This is a genomic window from Gordonia sp. Swx-4 (genome assembly GCF_030316175.1).
GTDB lineage: Bacteria > Actinomycetota > Actinomycetes > Mycobacteriales > Mycobacteriaceae > Gordonia > Gordonia alkanivorans.
On record NZ_CP128197.1, the window covers coordinates 4,289,928 to 4,299,089 of the forward strand.

Sequence of the window (9,162 nt, forward strand, 5' to 3'; positions counted from 1 at the left end):
ACGAGGCCTGTCACAAAACCACCGGGTTGGACAAACGACCAGGTCGGACGTCGACAGTCATCGCGCGAGGCGCTCGGTTCCGTATGACATCGAGCCCGGTTTGCGGGTTCGATGTCATACCGATGAGGAGCGGGCGGTTACGCCGTGACTACCAGCGGTCGCGGTCGAGTTCCGTTCCGGCAGCACCGGCGTCGGCCGCGCAGCCGAAGCCGACGATCCATCGTGCGGGACCGGTCTCCCCGGCGGCCACCTCGACCTTGCCCAGCATCATCGGTTCCGGGAGAGCAGCGAGGAACTCGCCCAGCGCGGACGCAGACAGTCGCCAGACCTCACCCCGGATCGCCTGTCCCACAACAGGATCGCGGATCAGACCGGGCTTCGGCGGAGTGGTGTCGAGCGCGACGAGGCGGTAGGTCGGCGTCGTCGCGATCTCCCCCGCCCAGCGGGCACCCCGTTCGCTGAGTTCGTGCGTGAGCGGACCGCCCCGCATGTGCGCACCGAAGACCGCGAGCTCGACCGACTCCTCGGTCTCCACCCACGACGCCCCGACATCGGGGACGCCGAGGAACCGGGCCGCCACTTCGATGAGAACCGCGTCCTCGTGCGCCGCACCCAGCAGGGTGACACCGAATTGTGCTTCGCTGCCCTGGGTTTCGGCCACGACGCCACTCGGCACGGCGATTCCGCAGAGGTCGAAGAGATTGCAGAAGTTGGTGTACGTGCCCATTCGCGAGTTGACGCCGACCGGGTCGGCGGCGACCTCGGCGATCGTCGGGTGCCCCGGCGCGGTCGGGACCATCAGCACGGTCGCGTCGCCCCACTCCCCCATGGCCTCCGCACGGAGTTCGGTGAGGCGTCGGCGTGCGCGCAGGAGGTCGACGGCGGTGAATCGGGAAGCAGCACCGATGATCCCGGCGACGGTGGGATCGAGCCCGACGTCGTCCGCGTCCGTCGCATCCAGGAAGTCGCCGACGGCGTCGTGTCGTTCGGCGACGAGCGCATCCTCGTACAGCAGCTTCGCCGCCGCAAGGAAGGGCGACAGGTCGATGGTCTTGATCACGAGTCCGGCGTCCTCGGCCCGCAGCACCGCCTCGGCGAATGCGGCACGCCACGCCTCGTCGAGGTCCGGCAGTTCGGCGGGTACGGCGACGACGGGTCGTTCCGGTGCGGCCAGGGGCGCCGACGTGCCGAACGGCCGTGGTCCCTGCGCGGCGGACATCGCTGCCATCGCACGGTTCGCCAGTGGCAGGTCGGCCGCGAAGATCGTCACGGTGTCATAGCTGGCACACGCTGGCACGACGCCGTCGGTGGAGATCGACCCGACCGTCGGCTTGATCCCGACAAGTCCCTGGAGTCCGGCGGGCACGCGGCCGGAACCGGCGGTGTCGGTGCCGATCGCGATGTCGGCGAACCCGAGTGCCACGGCCACCGCGGACCCCGAACTCGAACCGCCCGAGATGTATTCGGGCCGTCGCGAATCCCGAACGGCACCGAACGGACTTCGTGTTCCGACGAGGCCGGTGGCGAACTGGTCGAGGTTCGTCTTCCCGATCATCACCGCACCGGCGGCCCGCAATGCCGCGACCGCCGGGGCGTCGGCCGCGGGCGTGTAGGCGTAGCCCGGGCACGCTGCCGTGGTCGGCAACCCGGCGACGTCGACATTGTCCTTGACCGCGAGGACGGTGCCGGCCAGTGGCCCGCCGGCCGCGAGAGCCGCGTCGTACTCGGCAGCGACCTCCGCCTGCGGACGCAGCGCGATGAATACCTCGGGACGGTCCGCCTCGGCGATCCGCATGTAGATCTCGTCGACCCTGCTCATGCCACCCGCTCCTCGTTCTCGGCCCCGACCGCGCTCAGGTCGGCGGCGAACTCGCCCTGCGCGGACCATCTCTGACGCTCCTCGGCGCGGGCGATCTCCATCTTCTCGCGCCGGAGGGCGATGTCGGCGGCATTGTCGTCGAGGTATTGCTGGTGCTCGGCGAGCGAGAAGACACCGTCGACGATCTTCGTGCTGTCCCCGCGCCCGGCCGCGACATCGGCGCGCATGTCGAGGAGTTCCTCGGCACTGACCGGATACCAGGAGATGCGGTCGAAGAAGCGCAGCAGCCAGGGATGCTGGGGATCGAAGCCGGGCGCCGACTGTGGGTGCCGGTGGTTCCACACCTGCGTGGTGCGTCCGACGAACTGATAACCGCCGGGGCCCTCCATGCCGTAGATGCACAGGTAGGCTCCGCCGATGCCGACCGCGTTCTCCGGGGTCCAGGTCCGGGCGGGGTTGTACTTCGTGGTGACGAGCCGATGCCGCGGGTCCAGCGGGACCGCAACCGGCGCACCGAGATACACGTCGCCCAGGCCGAGCACCAGGTAGCTGGCGTCGAAGACCGTGCGGTGGACGTCGTCGACGGAGTCGAGACCGTTCATGCGGCGGATGAACTCGATGTTCCACGGGCACCACGGAGCGTCGGAGCGCACGCCGAGCATGTAACGCTTGATGGCCTCGCGGGTGGCCGGGTCGTCCCACGACAGGGGCAGGTGCACCGTTCGGCTGGGGACCACGAGATCCTCGGCCGCGGGCAGCTGGCTCTCACATTCGATGAGCCACTGGAGCATCCGGGACTGCGACCACATGTCCGGGTCGGCTTTGACCTGCAGCGACCGGATGCCGGGCGTGAGATCGATGAGGCCCCGGGGCTTCTCGGCGGCGATGCGTTCGCTCAGCGCGTGCACGCGGGCGCGCAGGGCCAGATCCAGTTGCATGTCACCGTATTCGACGAGGATGTTGTCGTCACCGGAGCGGCGGTAGGTCACCGCCGTCGATCCGTCGGCGGTCGTCGTCGAGCCGAGGATGCCGTTGTCGGCGTCGCCGCCCGCGGACAGAACGTCGACGAAGCTGGCACGCCGGCCGAGACCGGTCTCCTTCGGCGAGGCGGTCGCCTCGCTGCGAACGGCCACGAACCGGATCGTGTCACCGGGCTTGAGCTGACCGAGCTTCCACCGCTGGGCGGTCACGACCGTCACCGGGCACACGAACCCGCCGAGACTCGGGCCGTCGGGCCCGAGCAGGATCGGGGTGTCGCCGGTGAAATCCAGGGCGCCGACGGAATACGCGTTGTCGTGGATGTTCGACGGGTGCAGTCCGGCCTCGCCTCCGTCGTTGCGCGCCCATCGCGGCTTGGGACCGATCAGCCGGATGCCGGTCCGGTCGGAGTTGAAGTGCACCTCGTAGTCGGTGGCGAAGACGTCGCCGATGTCGGCCTCGGTGAAGAACTCCGGCGCACCGTGCGGACCGACGGTCACCGCCAGTTGCCAGGTGTTGGTGAAGGCGGGCTGCTCGTCGCCGAGGATGCGCCGCGCCGGGCCGGTCGATCCGCCGAGCAGGGTGAGCTGATCACCGGCCGCGAGCGGACGGCCGTCGAGACCCCCGAAGCGGCCCATCGTGAACGTGGAACGGCTTCCGAGGTAGTCCTCGGCGTCGAGCCCGCCGGACACCGCGATGTACGCCCGCATGCCGAGCGTCCCCACTGTTCCGACGTCGAGGACGTCACCTGACGACACCGACAGCGGAACCCATTGCGACACAGTCCGTCCGTTGACGGTGACGGTCACCGGTGCGCCGGTGACGGCCACGACGGCGTCGGCGTCGAACCGCAGCGCCGGACCCATCAGGGTGACCTCGAGACCAGCAGCTGTCTCGGGGTTGCCGACCGCGAGGTTGGCGAGGCGGAACGACAGGTCGTCCATGGGCCCGGAGGGTGGGACGCCGACCTTCCAGTACCCGATACGACCGGGCCAGTCCTGGATGGTGGTGAGCGGACCGGACCGCAGGACGGTGACGGGGGCGGGCGTGGCGGCCCCGGTGGAGGCAGTCATGGTGTGGTTCCTCGAAGGTCGTTGTGCGGTGCGGAAATCGACGCGACTGGCCGTCAGACCACGGGCCGGGTCACGATGACGCGGACCGCGGTCGGATCGAATCCGTTGCAGGGGTTGTTGATCTGCGGGCAGTTGGAGATCAGCACCAGGGTGTCGACCTCGGCCCGGAGTGCCAGGCGCTTGCCCGGGGCCGACAGGCCGTCGACGATGCCGAGGGAGCCGTCGGGATCGACCGGCACATTCATGAAGAAGTTGACGTTGCCGACCAGATCGGCCTTGCCGAGTCCGTGGCGGCTGCCCTCGATCAGGAAGTTCTCGACGCACGCGTGCTGATGCCTGGTGTGGTGGCCGTAGCGGAGGGTGTTGGATTCCTGCGAGCAGGCGCCGCCCACGGTGTCGTGGTTGCCGACCTCGTCGGCGACGATCGTCATCAGCGGTTCGCTCTCCTGGTCGCGGATGACGGTGCCGGTGGTCAGGAAGATGTTGCCCTGCGCGGCGATCGTGGCCTGCGCCGAGTAGCGCTTGGCGTGATCGGCCGCCCCGTAGAAGAGGGTGTCGACGGCCTGATTGCCGTGGAGGTCGACGATGGTGAGTATGTCGCCGGCGGCGACGACGCCCGACCAGGGGCCGCGTTCGCCCACGATGGCGTCGTCGACGACCGTGCCGTCAGCGAGGGCGAGATCGGCCGCGGGTGCCGCGGTGAGATCGATGGTGGTGGTCACGAGTGGTGTCCTCTCTCAGATTGGGCAGCTCAGAAATGAGCTGCGGCCCAGACGTCTTCGGAGTTGGCGACGGCACGCTGGTACTCGGGATCGGTGTCCGCGACACCGGCCAGCAGAGCGTCGAGATCGGGCTGGGCCTTCCACGCGAGCACCTCGAGCGAGGTGGTGTCGAACGTCGGCGACGGATCGACGGGATGTGCTGTGTTCGCGATCGCCACGACACACGGCAGGTGCAGGATCAGGTCGACCGATGTGTCGGCTCCCGCGGAACCGGTGGAGCGCAACGACCCGTCGTCGTCGACCTTCACACCGTGGAAGAACGACACCGAGGGGGCGACGTCGGTCGGGGTCAAGCCGTGCTTCGCGGCGGCGAGGGTGAACATCTCACGGCCCGCCGGGCTGGCCGAATGCACCTTCCCGTCCCCGTGTTTCGCGGTGTTGGCCGCGAGAGTCGTGGTGCCGCAGAGTGCGTCGTGGTGCCCGGAACCGTCGGCGACGATCGTTGCCAGGACGCGTCCCTGGTCACTGAGCAGCGGATGCCCGGAACCGAGGTAGGCCTGCCACGGAACCTTCACGGTGTCGGCCGCATTGAGCCGCTCCCACGGTGCGTCGGCGCGCCACAGCAGGATGTGTGCGCAGGCCGAGCCGGCGACGTCGTGCAGCCTCAGCCGCGTGCCGCGGGCCAGGACCTTGCTCGTGTACCTCCCCCCGGGCACGGTCTCGGCCCAGGTGAGGGAAGCGGGATCCACATCGGCGGGCGGGTTCGGCCAGTTCGACGCCGGGACGACCGGCATGCTGTCGGTGATGCGACCGGCCTGCGACCGGGCGTGTTCGCGGGCTCCCGCGGTGGTCCCGGTGCCGGTGGCGGTGATGGTCATGTCGGATGTCTCCTCGGAATGTGGGTGTGGTCGGGGTTTGTGGAGCTCGGGTCACCGGGCCTTCGTGGCTCGTCGACTTCGATGCGCTCCTTCGTCGCTTACTCAGCCCGGCGGCTTGCGCTCCTCGCACCTCAGGCAGCAAGGGTGGGCGCAACCCTCGGCCCGAGTCAGGACTTGGCGGGGTCGACGGGCTTCGGATGTTCCTTGCCGCGAGGGAAGCACGCGATGCCGGCGAGGACGGTCACCGCGATGACGATCGGTCCGGCCCAGCGCAGGATCGGCATGTCGCCGGCGGGATCGAAGACCTCGGCACGTGGCCAGGCGAGGTTGACGACCATCAGTGCCCCGTAGAGCACGGCGAGGAGGTTCACCACGATCCCGAAGCGGCCGAGGCTGAACAGTTTCCGGCCGCCGGCGTCGACACCGCCGGTGTGCGGCCAGCCCTGGAACCGGCGGTAGAGCATCGGACCGGTGACGGCGAGGTAGGCCAGGTAGATCAGGATGATGCACACGCTGGCGAGCGTCGCGAAGATCGCGGAGTTGCCAACGTTGACCACCAGGACGCCGATGCAGAGCACGCCGATGAGGATCGATGGCGCGATCGGGGTGCCCGTCCGCGAATTGACGTGTGCCAGTTGCTTCGAGAACGGGAGCCGGCCGTCGCGTGCCATCGAGAACATCAGGCGGGAGCATGCGGTCTGGATGGCGAGGGTGCAGATGAAGATCGCCACCGCGACGTCGCAGAGCAGGACCTTGCCCCAGAAGCTTCCGAGCACCGAGTCCAGCACGTAGGGCAGGCCGCCGATGGCGAGTTCCTCGCTGAGCGTCGGCGCGGCCATGAGCGCGCCCAGCAGCATCAGGCCGCCGCCGATGGCCGAGACCGTCAGTGCCATCCGGATGGTGCGCGGTGCGACGCGGCGCGGGTCGCGGGTCTCCTCGGCGAGTTCACCGGCCGAGCCGAATCCGACCATCACGTAGGCGGCCATCAGCCCCGAGACGATGAACGCCCAGATGTAACCGGGCTGCTGACCGGGGACGCCGGTGTCGAAGACGACACCCGGACCGCGCTGGGCGTGGGTGAACAGCGCCAGGATCACCGCGATCACGCCGACGAGTTCGCAGACCACGCCGATGCTGTTGACGCGGCTCATCCAGGTGACGCCGACACAGTTGATGGCGGTGACGATCACCAGCAGGATCGAACCCAACAGGACCGCATTCGACGCCCCGCTGGTGCTGGTGAGCGTGGGATCGTCGCCGACGATCTGGAAGCCCATCCACACCGACGGCAGCACCACCTGGAGGGCGATGGCCGCCGCGGCCGCCGTGACGACCTGCGCGATCATCATGAACCAGCCGCCGAACCAGCCGATGACCTCACCACCCATGCGGCGCGACCACTGGTAGATCGCACCCGAGATCGGATAGCGCGCAGCGATTTCGGCGAAGCACAGAGCCACCAGGAACTGACCCGCGTAGACGATCGGCCACGTCCAGAAGAAGGCCGGGCCGCCGAACCCGAAACCCAGGCCGAAGAACTGGAAGACCGTGGTCAGGATCGAGACGAAGGAGAAGCCGGCCGCGAAGGAGGCGAACTTGCCGAGCGACCGGTGCAGCTGCTGGTCGTAACCGAGATCGGAGAGGTCGTCGGCGTCGAAGTCACCGGCCGGGGCGGTGACCGGTTGCGCGACGGTCTTTTCCGGGGTTGAGGTCATGATGCGTTCTTTCTTCTCGAGGAGCTCCTCGTTGAGCGCGTATCTGTCAGGTGACAGATAAGCGAACGCACGTTTCTTTCGATTGACCGTTCTGTTCCGTCTGCGAAAACGTCGGTAACGACTGCGTTAATCGGCGCAGGTCGCGGGATCGCACGGCCATCCGGGGACTCTCGAGCATGGTCAACTAGGTCGAGAACATCCACCAACGCAGGAGGAATCATGGCGACCGGCACGCGCACGGCCACCACGTCCGGCAGCCCCGGGCGCCCACGCCTGGTGCCGTCGAGGCGCCGGGGCGAGACCGCTCGCGACGAGATCCTCGACGCCGCGGCCGAGCTCTTCACCCGCCACGGATACACCGGGACGTCGACCCGGATGATCGCCGAGGCGGTGGGCATCAGGCAGGCCTCGATGTACCACCACTTCAGCACCAAGGACGACATCCTGGCGCACCTCTTGGAGACCACGGTCGTCGGCTCGGTCGAGCAGGCCCGCACGCTGCTCGATGCCGACGGACCGGCGCTGGAGCGACTGCTCACCCTGGCCCGCTACGACGTGGAACAGCTCGCCCGCGCACGCTGGAACCTCGGGGCGCTCTACCTGCTGCCCGAGGTCGGGGAACCGCGCTTCGTTGAATTTCGCTCCGCGCGACAGGAACTCGCGGCCGCCTACGCGGCCCTTACCTCGGCGGTGCTGGGCGATCCGGCAGACAAGCGCTGTCTGCTGCCCTTCCGCCTCGTCGAGTCGGTCATCATGATGCGCGCCGACGAACAGCGCGGCGAACTCGGCGGCCACACCGCCGAGGGTCTCGTCGACACGATCGTCGGCGCGGTCCGGATGCTGATCGAGCATCGGCCTTAGCGAGAACGAAAGCAGCCAGAGCAGAGATCGGCCCTGACGCAGTCCGCGACTGCGTCAGGGCCGATCTCTCGCGTGCGCTCAGCAGCTGCCGATGGCACCTCCCTGTAGTGCGACCTCGGCAATCCGTGCCCACGTGCACGGCAACGCATCACGACGGGCGGGCGCCGACGGCGCGATCTGCTTCACCGCCGGTGTCGGCGTCACGCGCTTCACCACGGGCGCCGGGGCCACCTGCTTGACGGCGGGCATCGGGGTCAGCCGCTTGATGGAGGTCGCCGGTACCGATGGCGCCACCAGCGCCGGGGCCCGATCGAGCGAGGCCGTCGTCGGCTGGGGCCGCTTGGCCGGCTTGCGGTTGAGCGGCACCTTCCATCCCTTGTCGTAGCCGTGCGCCGCGCCGATGGCGACACCGGCCGCGACGGCCGGGAGCGCTACGAGAGTCGCGACCACGGCTGTTCCGATGAGCGGCCCGAACACCAGACCGGTGGGCCAGAGCGGAAGCGTGAGGAGAAGCCCGAGCCCACCACCGACGACACCGCCGACGGCGAGGGCGAGCGGAGCCGCCACCCCGGCGCCGATCACGCCGCCGACCGCGGCGTCCCCGACCATCTGTTCGGCGACCTTGTCGGCGCGGGCGGTCGAAACCCCGTTACTCCGAAGAACATCGGAGATCCCAGCGACGAGTTCACCGGACCCAGCGCTGATGTCCGAGGCGAGTTGCGGAGACACGGCGCGCGGGCGGCGGAGTTCGAGGTTTCCGATCCGCACGACGTCGCCGGCCGCGGCGGTCTGGTCGGCGACCCGACGGGCGGGCCCCAGGGGCGTCGGGTGGATCGTGTTGTCCCCCGCGCTGACCCGCGGCCAGGTCGATGTCACCACCGATTCCTGTTTGGGCCCAACGGAAGTGGACACCACCACCTGGGACACCGGGCGGAGGTCCGGCAATGCCCCCGCCGGAAGCGCCATCGTGGGGATCCCCACCGTCGCGATCCCCGGTGTCGGCGGGCCCGCCGCCGGGGTGGCGGCGTGGGCGGGCACGGTAACCGCGAACGACGCGGCCATCGCACACCCCAACATCGCGACCGCTGGGCGTCGAACACGCAAGCCCTGGAAGCG

7 protein-coding genes are annotated in these 9,162 nt (G+C 69.0%); 1 reads left to right on the forward strand and 6 read right to left on the reverse strand.

Annotation, left to right across the window (positions count from 1 at the left end; translation table 11 throughout):
• Nucleotides 1–148: 148 nt before the first annotated feature.
• The 5 genes from atzF to PWF70_RS19500 all read right to left on the reverse strand — a co-directional run bounded on the left by atzF (nucleotide 149) and on the right by PWF70_RS19500 (nucleotide 7,185).
• Nucleotides 149–1,819, reverse strand: coding sequence for an allophanate hydrolase (atzF, locus tag PWF70_RS19480; RefSeq protein ID WP_035755820.1), 1,671 nt, complete (start codon nucleotides 1,817–1,819; stop codon nucleotides 149–151).
• Nucleotides 1,816–3,870: a 5-oxoprolinase/urea amidolyase family protein gene (locus PWF70_RS19485; protein ID WP_035755822.1), complete on the reverse strand. Its 2,055-nt coding sequence runs from the start codon at nucleotides 3,868–3,870 to the stop codon at nucleotides 1,816–1,818. Before PWF70_RS19485 ends, atzF begins: the two co-directional genes overlap by 4 nt.
• A 53-nt stretch (nucleotides 3,871–3,923) precedes the next feature.
• Nucleotides 3,924–4,592, reverse strand: coding sequence for an urea amidolyase associated protein UAAP2 (locus PWF70_RS19490; protein ID WP_006358636.1), 669 nt, complete (start codon nucleotides 4,590–4,592; stop codon nucleotides 3,924–3,926).
• A 29-nt stretch (nucleotides 4,593–4,621) separates the two neighbouring features.
• A complete protein-coding gene (locus PWF70_RS19495; RefSeq protein WP_006358637.1) occupies nucleotides 4,622–5,470 on the reverse strand; it encodes an urea amidolyase associated protein UAAP1 in 849 nt (282 codons plus the stop codon).
• A 167-nt stretch (nucleotides 5,471–5,637) separates the two neighbouring features.
• The gene (locus tag PWF70_RS19500; RefSeq protein ID WP_006358638.1) at nucleotides 5,638–7,185 is read right to left on the reverse strand and encodes an amino acid permease; all 1,548 of its coding nucleotides are present in this window, start codon (nucleotides 7,183–7,185) and stop codon (nucleotides 5,638–5,640) included.
• A gap of 219 nt (nucleotides 7,186–7,404) precedes the next feature.
• Here PWF70_RS19500 and PWF70_RS19505 point away from each other — a divergent pair, with 219 nt between their 5' ends.
• Nucleotides 7,405–8,046 carry a TetR/AcrR family transcriptional regulator gene (locus PWF70_RS19505; RefSeq protein WP_006358639.1) on the forward strand — a complete coding sequence of 214 codons (642 nt, stop codon included), beginning with the start codon at nucleotides 7,405–7,407 and terminating at the stop codon, nucleotides 8,044–8,046.
• A 78-nt stretch (nucleotides 8,047–8,124) separates the two neighbouring features.
• On the opposite strand, the gene PWF70_RS19510 is transcribed toward PWF70_RS19505, so the two are convergent.
• On the reverse strand, nucleotides 8,125–9,108 hold the full coding sequence (locus PWF70_RS19510) for a hypothetical protein (RefSeq protein ID WP_280073083.1): 984 nt from the start codon (nucleotides 9,106–9,108) through the stop codon (nucleotides 8,125–8,127).
• Nucleotides 9,109–9,162 lie beyond the last annotated feature (54 nt).